Here is a 16057-nt window from a genome sequence, read left to right as displayed (position 1 = left end):
GAGGTTTTTTAATGGAAAAGACCAAGCCAGCGGCGCCGTCCTCGGTGCCGCGACACGTCGCGATCATCATGGATGGCAACAACCGCTGGGCGAAGAAGCGCTTGCTGCCCGGCGTTGCCGGGCACAAGGCTGGCGTCGATGCCGTGCGTGCGGTCATCGAAGTCTGCGCCGAATCGGGGGTCGAGGTACTGACCCTGTTCGCCTTCTCCAGCGAAAACTGGCAGCGCCCCGCCGAAGAGGTCGGTGCGCTGATGGAGTTGTTCTTCTCGGCCCTTCGCCGTGAGGCGCGTCGCCTCAACGAGAACAACATCAGCTTGCGCATCATTGGTGATCGCTCGCGCTTTCACCCTGAGCTGCAGGCTGCCATGCGTGAGGCCGAGGCACTGACCGCCGGCAACAACCGCTTCATCCTGCAGATCGCGGCCAACTACGGTGGCCAGTGGGATATCGCCCAGGCCGCCCAGCGCCTGGCGCGGGAAGTACAGGCGGGCCATTTGCGTCCGGACGATATCACGCCGGGTCTGCTGCAGACGTGCCTGTCCACCGGTGAGTTGCCGTTGCCTGACCTGTGCATCCGCACCGGGGGCGAACGCCGCATCAGCAATTTCCTGCTGTGGCAGCTGGCCTATGCCGAGCTGTATTTCTCCGACCTGTACTGGCCGGACTTCAAACACGAGGCCATGCGCAATGCCCTGGCCGATTTCGCTTCGCGCCAGCGCCGCTTCGGTAAGACCAGCGAGCAGGTCGAGGCTGGAGCTCGTGCTTAATGCTTAAACAACGCATCATTACCGCGCTGATCCTGCTGCCGGTCGCGCTGGGTGGCTTCTTCCTGCTCAACGGTGGGGATTTCGCCCTGTTCATCGGCTTCGTGGTCACCCTCGGCGCCTGGGAGTGGGCGCGCCTGGCGGGGTTGATGACCCAGCCACTGCGCATTGCCTACGCCGCAGTCGTCGCCGGAGCGCTGATGCTGCTGCACCTGATGCCCGACCTGGCACCCTGGGTGCTGGGTGCGTCAGTGATCTGGTGGGGGCTGGCCACCTGGCTGGTGCTGACCTATCCGCGCAGCAGCGAGCTATGGGCCAGTGCGGCCTGCCGCTTGCTGATCGGCCTGCTGGTGTTGCTGCCGGCGTGGCAAGGCCTGGTGCTGCTCAAGCACTGGCCGCTCGGCAACTGGCTGATTCTGTCGGTCATGGTGCTGGTGTGGGCCGCCGACATCGGTGCCTACTTCTCTGGCCGTGCCTTCGGCAAGCGCAAGCTGGCGCCGCAGGTCAGCCCGGGCAAGAGCTGGGAAGGCGTCTATGGTGGCCTGGCTGTCAGCCTGGTCATTACGCTGGTGGTCGGTATCAGCCGCGACTGGGGTGTTGGCCAGATCCTGCTGGGCCTGATGGGCGCGGCACTGGTGGTCATGGCCTCGGTGATCGGTGACCTGACCGAAAGCATGTTCAAGCGCCGCTCGGGCATCAAGGACAGCAGCAACCTGCTGCCCGGCCATGGTGGCGTGCTCGACCGCATCGACAGCCTGACGGCGGCCATCCCGCTCTTTGCCGTGCTGCTGTGGGCTGCCGAATGGGGTGTGATGTGAGTACGTTGCAGCGCATTACCGTGCTGGGTGCCACGGGCTCCATTGGCCTGAGCACGCTGGATGTGATTGCACGTCACCCTGAGCGTTATTCGGTATTCGCCCTGAGCGGTTACTCGCGCATCGACGAGCTGCTGGCGTTGTGCGTCCGGCATCGCCCGGAGTACGCGGTGGTGCCGAGTGCCGAAGGTGCTGCGCGCTTGCGCGACGGCCTGGCGGCCGTCGGTTGCGCTACCCAGGTGCTGGAAGGCGAGGCGGGGCTTTGCCAGGTTGCCGCAGCGCCTGAGGTGGATGCGGTGATGGCCGCCATCGTGGGTGCGGCAGGGCTGCGACCGACCTTGGCTGCCGTCGAGGCGGGTAAGAAAGTGTTGCTGGCCAATAAAGAGGCCCTGGTGATGTCTGGCGCGCTGTTCATGGAGGCGGTGCGGCGCAGTGGTGCCGTGCTACTGCCGATCGACAGCGAGCACAATGCAATCTTCCAGTGCCTGCCCGGCGACTATGCCCGCGGCCTGAGCCAGGTGGGGGTGCGCCGCATCCTGCTGACGGCATCGGGTGGCCCGTTCCGCGAAACACCGTCCGCCGCATTGGCCGATGTCACGCCGGAGCAGGCGTGCGCGCACCCTAACTGGTCCATGGGGCGCAAGATTTCCGTGGATTCGGCCAGCATGATGAACAAAGGGCTCGAGTTGATCGAGGCCTGCTGGCTGTTCGATGCCTCGCCCGCCAAGGTCGAGGTGGTGGTGCACCCGCAGAGCGTGATCCACTCGCTGGTGGATTACGTGGACGGATCTGTGCTCGCCCAGCTGGGCAACCCGGACATGCGCACGCCGATCGCCAATGCGCTGGCCTGGCCAGAGCGCATTGATTCTGGCGTCGCACCGCTGGACCTGTTTGCCATCGCACGCCTGGATTTCCAGGCACCCGACGAGCAGCGCTTCCCGTGCCTGCGCCTGGCGCGGCAGGCTGCCGAGGCCGGCAACAGTGCACCTGCCGTGCTCAATGCGGCCAACGAAGTGGCTGTCGAGGCATTTCTCCAGCGGCGTATCCGCTTCCCGGAGATCGCGGGTATGATCGAACAAGTGCTCGATCAGGAGCCTGTAGTGCCACTGGCCTCGTTGGACGCGGTATTTGCCGCCGACCAGCGTGCCCGGGAGCTGTCCCGTGAGTGGTTGCGGCGTCACGGTCGATGATGCAGGCCTGCCAGGGCTTGTGCGAAAAGTCGTTCTGCTGAACGTCATCTGGAGAAAGATATGACTGCGCTCTACATGATTGTCGGCACCCTGGTGGCCTTGGGTGTTCTGGTCACGTTCCACGAATTCGGCCACTTCTGGGTGGCCCGACGCTGCGGCGTCAAGGTGCTGCGTTTTTCGGTGGGCTTCGGTACGCCGTTGTTGCGCTGGCATGACCGCCAGGGCACCGAATTCGTGGTGGCGGCGATTCCGCTGGGCGGCTACGTCAAGATGCTCGATGAGCGTGAAGGCGATGTGCCGCCTGCGTTGGCCGACCAATCGTTCAACCGAAAAAGCGTGCGTCAGCGTATCGCCATCGTCGCCGCCGGCCCGATTGCCAACTTCTTGCTGGCCATCGTGTTCTTCTGGCTCTTGGCCATGCTCGGCACCCAGCAGATTCGCCCGGTCATCGGTGCAGTCGAAGCGGGCAGCCTGGCAGCGTCGGCAGGCCTGACCGCAGGTCAGGAAATTGTATCCATCGATGGCAAGGCGACCAGCGGTTGGTCTGCGGTCAACCTGCAACTGGTTCGCCGTCTGGGCGAGAGCGGCACCCTGCAGGTAGGCGTGCGCGACGAAGGCGCCAGCGCCGAGCAGCACTTGCAGATCAAGCTGGACCACTGGCTGAAAGGCGCCGACGAGCCAGACCCTATCCAGTCCCTGGGCTTGCGCCCATGGCGCCCGGTGATCGTGCCGGTGCTGGCCGAGATCGATTCGAAAGGGCCGGCCGCTGCCGCCGGCTTGAAGGCAGGTGACAAGCTGCTGGCCCTCGATGGCGTGGCAGTGAGCGACTGGCAGCAGGTGGTCGACACCGTGCGCGCCCACCCGCAAGCCAAGGTCGTGGTGCGTGTCGAACGCGATGGTGCTGCGCTGGATGTGCCAGTAACCCTGGCCCGCAAGGGTGAGGGCAAGGCCGCGGGCGGTTACCTGGGCGCGGGGGTAAAAGGTGGCGAATGGCCTGCCAACATGCTCCGCGAAGTCAGCTATGGCCCGCTGGACGCGGTAGGTGAGGGCTTGTCGCGTACCTGGAACATGAGCGTCCTGACGCTCGAGTCGCTGAAGAAAATGCTGTTCGGAGAGCTCTCGGTAAAAAACTTGAGCGGACCGATAACCATTGCTAAAGTGGCGGGCGCTTCAGCCCAGTCCGGCGTGGGGGATTTCCTGAATTTCCTGGCCTACCTGAGCATTAGCCTGGGGGTTCTTAACCTGCTGCCCATTCCAGTACTGGATGGGGGGCATTTGCTGTTTTACCTGGTCGAGTGGGCGCGCGGTCGTCCGCTGTCAGATCGGGTGCAAGGTTGGGGGGTCCAGATCGGTATCAGTTTGGTCGTAGGGGTGATGTTGCTCGCCCTGATCAACGATCTGGGTCGACTATAAAGCTTCGCATTGCGAACCTGCCGCCACTTCGCGGCGGGTTGTTTATTGCCAGTTGGAATAAAAGGACTTCATGAAACGTCTGCTGCTAACTGCGGTCCTCTCCGCACTGATGATCGCTGAAGTTCACGCCGAGTCCTTCACCATCTCCGATATTCGTGTCAACGGCCTGCAGCGGGTTTCCGCCGGCAGCGTCTTCGGTGCCTTGCCGCTCAACGTCGGCGATCAGGCCGATGATCGGCGCCTGGTGGATTCGACCCGTTCCCTGTTCAAGACTGGCTTCTTCCAAGACATCCAGCTGAGCCGCGATGGCAATGTCCTGATCATCAACGTGGTCGAGCGCCCGTCGGTTTCCAGCATCGAGATCGAAGGCAACAAGGCGATCAGCACCGAAGACCTGATGAAGGGTCTGAAGCAGTCTGGGCTGGCCGAAGGTGAAATCTTCCAGCGCGCCACCCTTGAAGGTGTGCGTAACGAGCTGCAGCGCCAGTACGTGGCCCAGGGCCGCTACTCGGCCGAGGTCGACGCCGAAGTCGTGCCGCAGCCGCGCAACCGCGTCGCGCTGAAAATCAAGATCAACGAAGGCACCGTCGCTGCCATTCAGCACATCAACGTGGTGGGCAACAACGTCTTCGACGACGAAGAGCTGTCGCAGCTGTTCGAGCTGAAAACCACCAACTGGCTGTCGTTCTTCAAGAACGACGACAAGTACGCCCGTGAAAAACTCTCCGGTGACCTGGAGCGTCTGCGTTCCTACTACCTGGACCGTGGCTACATCAACATGGATATCGCCTCTACCCAGGTATCCATCACGCCAGACAAGAAACACGTCTACATCACCGTCAACATCAACGAAGGCGAGAAGTACACCGTCCGTGACGTGAAGCTCTCCGGTGACCTCAAGGTGCCGGAAGACCAGGTCAAGTCGCTGCTGCTGGTGCAGCCGGGCCAGGTATTCTCGCGCAAGGTGATGACCACCACGTCCGAGCTGATCACCCGTCGTCTGGGTAACGAAGGCTACACCTTCGCCAACGTCAACGGTGTGCCACAGCCGAACGACCAGGACCACACCGTCGATATCATGTTCGTGGTCGACCCGGGCAAGCGTGCCTACGTCAACCGCATCAACTACCGCGGCAACACCAAGACCGAAGACGAAGTGCTGCGTCGCGAAATGCGCCAGATGGAAGGCGGCTGGGCGTCGACCTACCTGATCGACCAATCCAAGACCCGTCTGGAGCGCCTGGGCTTCTTCAAGGAAGTCAACGTCGAGACCCCGCCGGTGCCTGGCACCGATGACCAGGTCGACGTCAACTACAGCGTCGAGGAACAAGCGTCCGGCTCCATTACGGCGTCGGTCGGTTTCGCCCAGAGCGCCGGTCTGATCCTGGGTGGTTCGATCAGCCAGAGCAACTTCCTGGGTACCGGTAACAAGGTCTCCATCGGCCTGACCCGTTCCGAATACCAGACCCGCTACAACTTCGGCTTCGTGGACCCCTACTTCACGGCTGACGGTGTCAGCCTGGGTTACAACGCCTTCTACCGCAGCACCGACTACGACGACCTCGATGTCGACGTTGCCAGCTATGCGGTCGACAGCCTGGGCGCCGGTGTCAGCCTGGGTTACCCGATCAGCGAAACCTCGCGCCTGACCTATGGCCTGAGCGTTCAGCAGGACAAGATCAAAACCGGTAAATACACCGTTGACGAGATCTTCGACTTCCTCGATCAAGAGGGTGACAACTTCCTGAACTTCAAGGCGTCGATCGGTTGGTCCGAGTCGACCCTGAACAAAGGCGTGCTGGCGACTCGCGGTCATTCGCAAAGCCTGACCCTGGAATCGACAATTCCGGGCAGCGACCTGTCGTTCTACAAGCTCGACTACCGCGGCCAGCTGTTCAAGCCAATCAACAACGACTACACCCTGCGCCTGCACACTGAACTGGGCTATGGTGATGGCTACGGCAGCACCTCGGGCCTGCCGTTCTACGAGAACTACTACGCGGGCGGCTTCAACTCTGTCCGTGGCTTCAAGGACAGCAGCCTGGGCCCACGCAGTACGCCTAGCCGTGGTGAAGGCAACCCGGGTGGCAAACCGGGTACCATCGCCGACCCGGATCAGGATCCGCTGCCGTTCGGTGGCAACGTGTTGGTCCAGGGTGGTGTCGAACTGCTGTTCCCACTGCCGTTCGTCAAGGACCAGCGTTCGCTACGCACGTCGGTATTCTGGGACGTGGGTAACGTGTTCGATACCAACTGCGGCAGCAAGCCAGATTGCGAGAAGGTCGGTTTCTCGGGTATGGCCAGTTCGGTGGGTCTGGGTGTGACCTGGATCACTGCACTGGGCCCGTTGAGCTTCAGCCTGGCGATGCCGGTCAAGAAGCCGGACGATGCCGATACCCAGGTGTTCCAATTCTCTCTGGGCCAGACCTTCTAAGGTCGGCCCTTGCATAACGACAACGGTTTATCCAGGAGTGCATCGTGCGTAAGTTGACTCAACTGGCCATTTTGGCCGCGGCGCTGGTCGCCACCCCGGCTTTCGCCGAAATGAAGGTTGCCGTCCTGAACTATCAGATGGCCCTGCTGGAATCGGATGCCGCCAAGAAGTATGCGGTTGATGCAGAGAAAAAATTCGGCCCGCAACTGACCAAGCTGAAAAGCCTGGAAAGCAGCGCCAAGGGCATCCAGGACCGCCTGATCAAAGGTGGCGACAAGATGCAGCAGCAGGAGCGTGAGCGCCTGGAGCTCGAGTTCAAGCAAAAGGCCCGCGACTTCCAGTTCCAGTCCAAGGAACTGAACGAAGCCAAGGCCGTTGCGGACCGTGACATGCTCAAGCAACTCAAGCCGAAGCTGGACGGCGCTGTCGAGGAAGTGATCAAGAAGGGCGGTTTCGACCTGGTTCTCGAGCGTGGCGCGGTCATCGATGTCAAACCTCAGTACGACATCACCCGCCAAGTCATCGAGCGCATGAACCAAGCCCGTTGATATGACCTTGAACATGACGCTTGGCCAGTTGGCCGAAGCCCTCGGCGCCACCCTCAAGGGGCCCGAGGCGCTGCAGATTACCGGGCTGGCCACCTTGCAAGAGGCCGGCCCCGGTCAATTGAGCTTCCTCGCCAACCCGCAGTACCGCAAATTCCTGGATAACAGCCAGGCGGCAGCGGTGCTGCTCAAGGCTGCGGATGCTGAAGGCTTTGCTGGCAATGCACTGATCGTCGCTGATCCGTACTTGGCCTATGCGCGCATTTCCCACCTGTTCGATCCCAAGCCCAAGGCTGTGGCGGGAATTCATCCCAGCGCCGTAGTGGCTGAAGATGCCCAGGTGGATGCCAGTGCGAGCATCGGCCCGTTCGTCGTCATCGAAAGTGGTGCGCAGGTTGCTGCCAATGTCAGCATCGGTGCCCACTGCGTGGTCGGTGCCCGTTGCGTCATCGGTGAGGGCGGCTGGCTGGCGCCACGGGTCACCCTGTACCATGACGTGACCATCGGCAAGCGTGTGGTGATCCAGTCTGGCGCAGTGATCGGTGGCGAGGGCTTCGGCTTCGCCAACGAGAAGGGCGTATGGCGCAAGATTGCCCAGATCGGCGGCGTGACCATCGGCGATGATGTAGAAATCGGCGTCAACACGGCAATCGACCGTGGTGCGCTGTCGGACACGCGCATTGCCGACGGCGTCAAGCTCGACAACCAGATCCAGATCGCCCATAACGTTCAGATCGGTGAGCACACGGCCATGGCCGCCTGTGTCGGGATTTCCGGCAGCACGCGCATTGGCAAGCACTGCACCATTGCTGGCGGTGTCGGCATGGTGGGTCATATTGATGTCTGTGATAACGTTTTCGTGTCCGGGATGACCATGGTGACCCGATCGATCACCGAACCGGGTGCCTATTCTTCCGGCACAGCCATGCAGCCATTGGCTGACTGGCGCAAGAGCGCCGCGCGTATCCGCCACCTGGACGACATGGCCAAGCGTCTCCAGCAGGTGGAAAAGCGCATCGATACCGTGACCTCAGGTGGCCAGCCGGCATCAGAAGGCTGATACCATTCCCTGAGCAAGAGTGAACAGACGCTAGCTGGCTCCTCTTTGGACTGCAAAAGGAGCGCGTGGTCAGCACCTGCGCTCCCTATTCTTATTACAGGCTTCCCCCCGAAATGATGGACATCAACGAGATTCGCGAATACCTGCCTCACCGTTACCCGTTCCTGCTGGTGGATCGCGTGACGGATCTGGACTTCGAGGCCCAGAGCATTCGTGCCTACAAGAATGTCAGCATCAACGAGCCGTTCTTCAATGGCCACTTCCCGGCCCACCCGATCATGCCGGGCGTTCTGATCATCGAGGCCATGGCCCAGGCGGCCGGCATCCTCGGTTTCAAGATGCTCGATGCCAAGCCGGCGGATGGCACCCTGTACTACTTTGTCGGGTCCGACAAATTGCGTTTCCGTCAGCCGGTATTGCCGGGTGACCAGCTTGTGCTGGAAGCCAAGTTCCTCAGCCGCAAGAGCATGATCTGGAAATTCGAGTGCCGCGCCCTGGTCGACGGCAAGCCTGTCTGCTCGGCAGAAATCACCTGCGCGGAACGCTCCCTATGAATTTGATTGATCCTCGGGCCATCATCGACCCGTCGGCCAAGCTGGCCGACGGTGTCGAGGTGGGCCCCTGGTCGATCGTTGGCCCTGATGTCGAAATCGGGGAGGGCACCGTCATTGGCCCGCATGTGGTGCTCAAGGGGCCGACCCGTATCGGCAAGCACAACCGCATCTACCAGTTTTCCTCGATCGGCGAAGACACCCCTGACCTCAAGTACAAGGGTGAGCCGACGCGCCTGGTGATCGGTGATCACAATGTGTTCCGCGAAGGTGTGACCATTCACCGCGGTACCGTTCAGGACCGTGCAGAAACCACCGTCGGCGATCACAACCTGATCATGGCCTACGCCCACATCGGTCACGACAGTGTCATCGGCAATCATTGCATTCTGGTGAACAACACCGCGTTGGCGGGGCATGTTCATGTGGGTGACTGGGCAATTCTGTCCGGGTACACCCTGGTGCACCAGTACTGCCATATCGGTGCACATGCGTTTTCCGGCATGGGCACGGCGATCGGCAAAGACGTACCGGCTTTCGTCACGGTGTTCGGCAGCCCGGCCGAAGCACGCAGCATGAACTTCGAAGGCATGCGCCGTCGGGGTTTCAGCGACGAGGTCATTCATATCCTGCGTCGTTGCTACAAGATCGTCTACCGTCAGGGCCTGACCGTCGAAGATGCGATCAAGGCGCTGGACGAACTGGCAGCCCAGCACCCTGAGGTCGATCTGTTCCGTCAGTCGATCCTGAATTCTGCCCGCGGCATCACCCGCTGACATGGCCCAGCTTTGCGTAGCCCTGGTCGCGGGTGAGGCCAGCGGCGATATTCTCGGGTCTGGCTTGATGCGCGCCCTCAAGGCGCGCCATCCCGACGTCCGCTTTATCGGCGTTGGCGGCCCCTTGATGGAGGCCGAAGGCCTGCAATCCTACTTCCCCATGGAACGTCTGGCGGTCATGGGCCTGGTCGAGGTACTGGGACGGCTGCGTGAGCTGCTCAAGCGCCGCAAGTTGTTGATCCAGACCCTCATCGCCGAAAAGCCCGATGTGTTCATCGGCATCGACGCCCCGGATTTCACCCTCAACATCGAATTGAAACTGCGTCAGGCCGGTATCAAGACCGTGCACTACGTCAGCCCATCCGTATGGGCGTGGCGGCAGAAGCGCGTGCTGAAGATCCGCGAAGGCTGCGACCTGATGCTGACGCTGTTGCCGTTCGAAGCCCGGTTCTACGAGGAGCAGGGGGTGCCGGTGCGTTTCGTCGGCCACCCACTGGCCGATACCATTCCGCTCGAGGCCGACCGACTGGCAGCACGGGCTGCGCTTGGCCTGGGCCCAGGCCCGGTGGTCGCGTTGATGCCTGGCAGCCGCGGCGGCGAGGTCGGGCGCCTGGGGGCGCTGTTCCTCGATGCCGCCGAGCGCTTGCGCGAACGAGTACCGGGTGTGCGCTTCGTGCTGCCCTGCGCCAACGCCGCACGGCGTGCCCAGGTCGAGCAGATGCTCGAAGGGCGCGCGCTGCCGCTGACCCTGCTCGACGGCCAGTCGCACCAGGCCCTGGCGGCCTGCGATGCGGTGCTTATCGCGTCGGGTACCGCCACCCTGGAGGCACTGCTGTACAAGCGCCCCATGGTGGTGGCTTATCGCCTGGCGCCGTTGACCTACTGGATTCTCAAGCGCCTGGTCAAAAGCCCTTACGTGTCGTTGCCCAACCTGCTGGCCCAGCGCGAACTGGTGCCTGAACTGCTGCAGGATGACGCCACCAGCGAAGCCCTGGCGCAAACCTTGGCCCCCTTGGTGGCCGATGGCAGCCAGCAGACCGAACGTTTCGACGAGATTCACCGCACCCTGCGCCGGGATGCTTCCAACCAGGCCGCCGAGGCGGTACTGGCCTTGCTCAAGGACCGCTGAGATGCAAATAGGACTGGATTTCAACCTGGTCGAAGACCTGGTCGCCGGGGTCGATGAAGTCGGCCGTGGCCCGTTGTGTGGCGCGGTGGTGACGGCTGCAGTGATCCTCGACCCGGCACGGCCGATCCTCGGCCTCAACGATTCGAAGAAACTCACCGAAGCCAAGCGCGAGGCGTTGTTCGACGAAATCTGCGAGAAGGCGCTGAGCTTTTGCATTGCCCGCGCCGAGGTCGAAGAAATCGACCGCCTGAACATTCTTCAGGCCACCATGCTGGCCATGCAGCGTGCGGTCGAGGGGCTGCATGTCACGCCCAAGCTGGCACTGATCGACGGCAACCGCTGCCCCAAGCTGGCGGTGCCCGCGGCACCAGTCGTAAAAGGTGACAGCCAGGTACCGGCCATCGCGGCTGCGTCGATCCTGGCCAAGGTGACGCGTGATCGGGAGATGAGTGCGTTCGAGCTGATCTACCCCGGTTACGGCATCGGTGGGCACAAGGGTTATCCGACGCCGGTGCACCTTGAAGCCCTGGCCCGGCTTGGGCCTACGCCCATTCACCGACGCTCCTTTGCGCCGGTACGGGCGGCGTGGGAGGCCCGTGAGGGCATTACTGATTCTTTGATCTAGTGCATGGGGCCGCTTTGCGGCCCTTTCGCGACGCAAGGCCGCTCCTACAGAGGTTACGCGTTTCCTTGTAGGAGCGGCCTTGTGTCGCGATGGGCTGCGAAGCAGCCCCAAATCCTGCCCTCATTTACGCTACAATCCCGCCCTTGTCGTTCTGCTACAGGATCACCCATGTCGGTTCCCTTCGTTCACCTTCGCGTGCACTCCGAATTCTCGCTGGTCGACGGCCTGGTGCGGATCAAACCGCTGGCCAAGGCACTGGCGGGGATGAACATGCCGGCGGTGGCGATCACCGACCAGAGCAACATGTGCTCGCTGGTGAAGTTCTACAAGACCGCCATGGGCGCCGGGATCAAGCCGATCTGTGGTGCCGACCTGTGGCTGGCCGGGCCCGACCCGGAAGCCCCGTTGTCGCGTATCTGCTTCCTGGCGATGAACCCCCAGGGCTATCGCAACCTCACCGAGCTGATTTCGCGTGGTTGGGTTGAAGGCCAGCGCAATGGCCTGGTGATTTTGCAGCGCGAGTGGATCACCCCCGCCAGCGAAGGCCTGATCGCCTTGTCAGCTGGCAAGGAAGGCGACATTGGCGCCGCGCTGCTCTCTGGCCGGGTTGAAGAAGCCGAAGCGCTGTTGCGCGACTGGATGGGCATGTTCCCCGAGCGCTTCTACGTTGAAGTGCAGCGCACCAACCGTGCCCGCGACGAAGAATACGTGCACGCTGCTGTGGCCCTGGCCGACAAGGTCGGCGCGCCGCTGGTGGCGACCAACGATGTGCGCTTCATCAAGCAGGCCGACTACGATGCCCACGAAACCCGTGTCTGCATTGGCGAGGGCTGGACCCTGGACGACCCGCGTCGCCCGCGCAACTACAGCGATCAGCAGTACCTCAAGAGCGCGGACGAAATGGCCGAGCTGTTCAGCGACTTGCCCGACGCCATCGCCAACACTGTCGAGATCGCCAAGCGCTGCAACATCCAGGTTCAATTGGGCAAGCACTTCCTGCCCGATTTCCCGACGCCCAATGGCATGGGCATCGACGATTACCTGCGCCATGTCTCCCATGAAGGCCTGGAGGAGCGCCTGGCGGTGCTCTGGCCCAAAGAGACCACGCCAGACTATGAGGAAAAGCGCCAGGTCTACCTGGACCGCCTGAAGTTCGAGCTGGATATCATCATCCAGATGGGCTTCCCCGGCTACTTCCTGATCGTTATGGACTTCATCAAGTGGGCCAAGAACAACGGCGTGCCGGTCGGCCCAGGCCGAGGCTCGGGTGCCGGTTCGCTGGTCGCCTACGTGTTGAAGATCACCGACCTCGACCCGCTGGCCTATGACCTGCTGTTCGAGCGCTTCCTCAACCCTGAACGGGTATCCATGCCCGACTTCGACGTCGACTTCTGCATGGATGGCCGTGACCGGGTCATCGAATACGTGGCTGATGCCTACGGGCGCAACGCGGTCAGCCAGATCATCACCTTCGGTACCATGGCCGCCAAGGCGGTGGTGCGCGACGTGGCGCGGGTGCAGGGCAAGTCCTATGGCCTGGCCGATCGCCTGTCGAAGATGATCCCCTTCGAAGTCGGCATGACCCTGGAAAAAGCCTACGAGCAGGAAGAGATCCTGCGCGACTTCCTCAAGGGCGACGAAGATGCCCGCGAGATCTGGGAGATGGCCCTCAAGCTCGAAGGTGTCACGCGGGGTACCGGCAAGCACGCCGGTGGTGTGGTCATCGCCCCGACCAAGCTCACCGACTTCTCGCCGATCGCCTGTGACGAAGAGGGCGGCGGCCTGGTAACCCAGTTCGACAAGGACGATGTCGAGGCCGCCGGGCTGGTCAAGTTCGACTTCCTCGGCCTGCGTACGCTCACCATCATCAAGTGGGCGATGGAGACGATCAACCGCGAGCAGGCCAAGCTGAACCTGCCGGACCTGAACATCGACTTCATTCCGCTGGATGACCGCAAGACCTACGAGTTGCTGCAAAAAGCCGAGACCACGGCGGTGTTCCAGCTCGAATCGCGCGGCATGAAGGAGCTGATCAAGAAGCTCAAGCCAGACTGCCTGGAAGACCTCATCGCATTGGTGGCGCTGTTCCGCCCAGGCCCGCTGCAGTCGGGCATGGTGGACGACTTCATCAACCGCAAGCACGGCCGCGCCGAGCTGGCCTACCCGCACCCGGACTACCAGTATGACGGCCTGCAGCCGGTACTGGCGCCGACCTACGGCATCATCCTGTATCAAGAGCAGGTGATGCAGATTGCCCAGGTCATGGCCGGCTATACCCTGGGCGGTGCCGACATGCTGCGGCGGGCCATGGGTAAGAAAAAGCCCGAAGAGATGGCCAAGCAGCGCGGCGGCTTCATCGAAGGTTGCGCGAACAACGGCATCGATGGCGATCTGGCAGGTAACATCTTTGACCTGGTAGAAAAATTCGCCGGTTACGGCTTCAACAAATCTCACTCTGCCGCCTATGGCCTGGTGTCCTACCAGACCGCCTGGCTGAAAACCCACTACCCGGCGCCGTTCATGGCTGCGGTACTGTCGGCGGACATGCACAACACCGACAAGGTGGTGGTGCTGATCGAGGAAGTGCGCAGCATGAAGCTGCGCCTCGATGCGCCCGATGTGAACACTTCCGATTTCAAGTTCACCGTCAATGACGATGGCCGTATCGTCTATGGCCTGGGTGCGATCAAGGGCGTGGGCGAGGGGCCGGTGGAAGCCATCGTCGAAGTGCGTGCGCAGGGCGGCCCGTTCAAGGACCTGTTCGATTTCTGCGAGCGCGTCGACCTCAAGCGCGTCAACAAGCGCACCCTCGATGCGTTGATCCGCAGTGGTGCACTGGACCGTCTGGGCCCGTACTTCCATGACGAGATCAAGGCCTACCAGGCCAACATCGACCGTAACCGTGCAACCTTGCTGGCGGCGCTGGAAGAGGCGATCAAGTCGGCCGAGCAGACCGCACGTACTGCCGACAGCGGCCACGTCGACCTGTTTGGCGGCTTGTTCGTCGAGGCAGACTCGGACGTCTATGCCAACCACCGCAAGGTCCGCGAGCTGACCCTCAAAGAGCGCCTCAAAGGCGAGAAGGACACGCTGGGCCTGTACCTGACCGGTCACCCGATCGACGAGTACGAAAGCGAGATTCGCCGTTTTGCCCGGCAGCGCATCATCGACCTGAAGCCGTCCCGTGAGTCCCAGACGATCGCCGGGATGATCATTGCGTTGCGGGTCATGAAGAACAAGAAGGGTGACAAGATGGGTTTTGTCACCCTCGATGACCGCTCGGGGCGCATCGAGGCGTCGCTGTTTGCCGACTCCTTCATGGCGGCCCAGTCATTGCTGCAGAACGACGCCATGGTCGTGGTCGAAGGGGAGGTCAGTAACGATGACTTCTCGGGCGGCCTGCGCCTGCGGGTGAAGCAGGTAATGACCATGGAAGACGCGCGCACGCGCCTGGCCGAAAGCCTGCGCCTGAAAGTTGCCCATGATGCGCTCAAGGGCGACCGCCTGAACTGGCTGGGTGAGTTGATCACCCGTCACCGCGGCGGCTGCCCGATTACCCTGGAATACACCGGCAGTGACGCCAAGGCCATGCTGCAGTTTGCCGATGAGTGGTCAATCGACCCGGCTGACGGCCTGATTCAGGCACTGCGTGACCAGTTCGGACGTGAGAACGTCTTCCTGCAATATCGTTGAATCGACGAATTTTAATCTCGACCTGAATGCGCCCGATCCCTTAAGGTAGGGCGCCAAACGGATCAACCGGCCGGCCGCCTGGCCGTAGACCCAAGACGGATGCCTATGAACCCGAATTTCCTCGATTTCGAACAGCCGATTGCCGACCTGCAAGCCAAGATCGAAGGCCTGCGCCTGGTGGGTAACGACAACTCGCTGAACATCAGCGATGAAATTGCCCGTCTGCAAGACAAGAGCAATACCCTGACCGAAAGCATCTTCGGCAACCTGACCAGCTGGCAGATCGCCCGCCTGGCGCGTCACCCGCGTCGTCCTTACACCTTGGACTACCTGCAGCACATCTTCACTGAATTCGAAGAGCTGCACGGTGACCGCCATTTCTCCGATGATGCCGCGATCGTGGGCGGTACCGCCCGCCTGGATGGCAAGGCAGTGATGGTCATCGGCCACCAGAAAGGCCGCGAAGTACGTGAGAAGGTGCGCCGCAACTTCGGCATGCCGCGCCCTGAGGGCTACCGTAAGGCGTGCCGCCTGATGGAAATGGCCGAGCGCTTCAAAATGCCGATCCTGACGTTCATCGATACCCCAGGTGCCTACCCAGGTATCGACGCCGAAGAGCGCAACCAGAGCGAGGCGATTGCCTGGAACCTGCGTGTCATGGCGCGCCTGAAGACGCCAATCATCGCCACCGTGATCGGTGAGGGTGGTTCTGGCGGTGCACTGGCCATTGGTGTGTGCGACCAGCTGAACATGCTGCAGTACTCCACCTACTCGGTGATTTCGCCGGAAGGCTGCGCCTCGATCCTGTGGAAGACCGCCGACAAGGCTGCCGATGCCGCCGAGGCCATGGGTATCACGGCCGAGCGCCTGAAGAGCCTGAACATCGTCGACAAGGTCATCTCGGAGCCGCTGGGCGGCGCCCACCGTGACCCGGCCGCCATGTCTGAAAGCATCCGTGCCGACCTGGTGCAGCAGCTGGATATGCTGGGCAAGCTCGACAATGACGCGCTGCTGGCACGCCGTTACGAGCGCCTGATGAGCTACGGTCTCTGATACACCCCG

13 protein-coding genes are annotated in these 16057 nt (G+C 62.1%); all 13 read left to right on the top strand.

The features are described from left to right. Window positions 1-11: 11 nt before the first annotated feature. The 13 genes from uppS (at window position 12) to GIB19_RS05375 (ending at window position 16048) form a co-directional block, all read left to right on the top strand. Window positions 12-767, top strand: coding sequence for a polyprenyl diphosphate synthase (gene uppS / locus GIB19_RS05435; RefSeq protein WP_027595795.1), 756 nt, complete (start codon window positions 12-14; stop codon window positions 765-767). Continuing rightward, entirely contained in the window at window positions 767-1582 is an 816-nt protein-coding gene (locus GIB19_RS05430) for a phosphatidate cytidylyltransferase (RefSeq protein ID WP_027595796.1), read from the top strand. Before uppS ends, GIB19_RS05430 begins: the two co-directional genes overlap by 1 nt. Further along, on the top strand, window positions 1579-2769 hold the full coding sequence (ispC, locus tag GIB19_RS05425; protein ID WP_099428486.1) for a 1-deoxy-D-xylulose-5-phosphate reductoisomerase: 1191 nt from the start codon (window positions 1579-1581) through the stop codon (window positions 2767-2769). Before GIB19_RS05430 ends, ispC begins: the two co-directional genes overlap by 4 nt. 60 nt (window positions 2770-2829) lie before the next feature. After that, a complete protein-coding gene (gene rseP / locus GIB19_RS05420; RefSeq protein WP_274884128.1) occupies window positions 2830-4182 on the top strand; it encodes an RIP metalloprotease RseP in 1353 nt (450 codons plus the stop codon). 70 nt (window positions 4183-4252) lie between these two features. Next, on the top strand, window positions 4253-6616 hold the full coding sequence (gene bamA / locus GIB19_RS05415; protein WP_027595799.1) for an outer membrane protein assembly factor BamA: 2364 nt from the start codon (window positions 4253-4255) through the stop codon (window positions 6614-6616). Between the two features lie 44 nt (window positions 6617-6660). After that, the gene (locus GIB19_RS05410) at window positions 6661-7164 is read left to right on the top strand and encodes an OmpH family outer membrane protein (RefSeq protein ID WP_027595800.1); all 504 of its coding nucleotides are present in this window, start codon (window positions 6661-6663) and stop codon (window positions 7162-7164) included. 1 nt (window position 7165) lies between these two features. Then, window positions 7166-8221 (top strand): UDP-3-O-(3-hydroxymyristoyl)glucosamine N-acyltransferase, encoded by a 1056-nt coding sequence (gene lpxD, locus GIB19_RS05405; protein WP_027595801.1) that lies wholly within the window; start codon window positions 7166-7168, stop codon window positions 8219-8221. A 113-nt stretch (window positions 8222-8334) separates the two neighbouring features. Then, a complete protein-coding gene (gene fabZ, locus GIB19_RS05400; protein WP_003252314.1) occupies window positions 8335-8775 on the top strand; it encodes a 3-hydroxyacyl-ACP dehydratase FabZ in 441 nt (146 codons plus the stop codon). Next, entirely contained in the window at window positions 8772-9548 is a 777-nt protein-coding gene (gene lpxA, locus GIB19_RS05395) for an acyl-ACP--UDP-N-acetylglucosamine O-acyltransferase (RefSeq protein ID WP_099428489.1), read from the top strand. Before fabZ ends, lpxA begins: the two co-directional genes overlap by 4 nt. A 1-nt stretch (window position 9549) precedes the next feature. Next, window positions 9550-10677, top strand: coding sequence for a lipid-A-disaccharide synthase (lpxB, locus tag GIB19_RS05390; RefSeq protein WP_085272747.1), 1128 nt, complete (start codon window positions 9550-9552; stop codon window positions 10675-10677). A gap of 1 nt (window position 10678) precedes the next feature. After that, window positions 10679-11302: a ribonuclease HII gene (gene rnhB / locus GIB19_RS05385; RefSeq protein ID WP_027595804.1), complete on the top strand. Its 624-nt coding sequence runs from the start codon at window positions 10679-10681 to the stop codon at window positions 11300-11302. A 168-nt stretch (window positions 11303-11470) separates the two neighbouring features. Then, on the top strand, window positions 11471-14995 hold the full coding sequence (gene dnaE / locus GIB19_RS05380) for a DNA polymerase III subunit alpha (RefSeq protein WP_274884097.1): 3525 nt from the start codon (window positions 11471-11473) through the stop codon (window positions 14993-14995). Between the two features lie 105 nt (window positions 14996-15100). After that, window positions 15101-16048 carry an acetyl-CoA carboxylase carboxyltransferase subunit alpha gene (locus GIB19_RS05375; RefSeq protein ID WP_027595806.1) on the top strand — a complete coding sequence of 316 codons (948 nt, stop codon included), beginning with the start codon at window positions 15101-15103 and terminating at the stop codon, window positions 16046-16048. Window positions 16049-16057: the final 9 nt, after the last annotated feature.

This window comes from Pseudomonas sp. ITEM 17296, from assembly GCF_028895205.1.
GTDB classification, from domain to species: Bacteria; Pseudomonadota; Gammaproteobacteria; order Pseudomonadales; family Pseudomonadaceae; genus Aquipseudomonas; species Aquipseudomonas kermanshahensis.
The sequence above is the reverse complement of the archived record's forward strand: the minus strand, read 5'-3'. Positions and strand labels throughout refer to the sequence as shown.